Consider the following 1140-nt stretch of genomic DNA (forward strand, 5'->3'; position numbering starts at 1 on the left):
CGCCGGTAACGCGATGATCTTCAAGCCGAGCGAAGTCACTTCCCTGACCACCCTGAAACTGGCCGAGATCTACACCGAAGCGGGCGTGCCGGCAGGCGTGTTCAACGTATTGACCGGCAGCGGCCGTGAAGTTGGCACTTGGCTGACAGAGCACCCGCGCATCGAGAAAATCTCCTTCACCGGCGGTACCGACACCGGCAAGAAGGTCATGGCCAGCGCTTCAGCTTCTTCGCTGAAAGACGTGACCATGGAACTGGGCGGCAAGTCTCCGTTGATCATTTTCGACGACGCCGACCTCGATCGCGCCGCCGACACCGCGATGATGGCCAACTTCTACAGCTCCGGTCAGGTCTGCACCAACGGCACTCGTGTATTCGTGCCGAGCCACTTGCAAGCCGCCTTCGAAGCGAAGATCGCCGAGCGTGTGGCGCGCATCCGCATCGGTAACCCGCAAGACGAAAACACCAACTTCGGCCCACTGGTCAGCTTCGCCCACATGGAAAGCGTGTTGGGCTACATCGCCAAAGGTAAAGAAGAAGGCGCGCGCGTCCTGTGCGGCGGCGATCGTCTGACTGACGGCGAGTTCGCCAAAGGCGCCTTCGTGGCACCGACGGTATTCACCGACTGCACCGACGAGATGACCATCGTGCGCGAAGAAATCTTCGGCCCAGTGATGAGCATCCTGACCTACGAAACCGAAGAAGAAGTGATCCGTCGTGCCAACGACACCGACTTCGGTCTGGCTGCCGGCATCGTCACCAAAGACCTGAACCGCGCGCACCGCGTGATTCATCAGCTGGAAGCCGGCATCTGCTGGATCAACGCCTGGGGCGAATCCGACGCGAAAATGCCGGTCGGCGGCTACAAGCAGTCGGGCGTGGGCCGCGAAAACGGGATCAGCTCGCTGAACAACTTCACACGCATCAAATCGGTACAGGTCGAACTGGGCGATTACGCCTCGGTTTTCTGATCTGACGCGGGACCTGGGGCTGGGGCATTTTGTGGCGAGGGAGCTTGCTCCCGCTGGGCTGCGAAGCGGCCCCATTCCAGGCACCGCATTCTTCAGACAGAACTCGGTCGCTTGTTTTGCGACTGCTGCGCAGCCGAACGGGAGCAAGCTCCCTCGCCAAAAGTAAGTGG

1 protein-coding gene is annotated in these 1140 nt (G+C 60.6%); it reads left to right on the plus strand.

Going from position 1 to position 1140, the window contains the following annotated elements; translation table 11 throughout:
• A partial coding sequence (betB, locus tag DU29_RS0127975; protein WP_028624663.1) for a betaine-aldehyde dehydrogenase occupies positions 1-970 on the plus strand: 970 nt, incomplete at its 5' end.
• Between the last annotated feature and the right edge of the window lie 170 nt (positions 971-1140).

The organism is Pseudomonas sp. Ant30-3 (assembly GCF_000690905.1).
Classification (GTDB): Bacteria; Pseudomonadota; Gammaproteobacteria; order Pseudomonadales; family Pseudomonadaceae; genus Aquipseudomonas.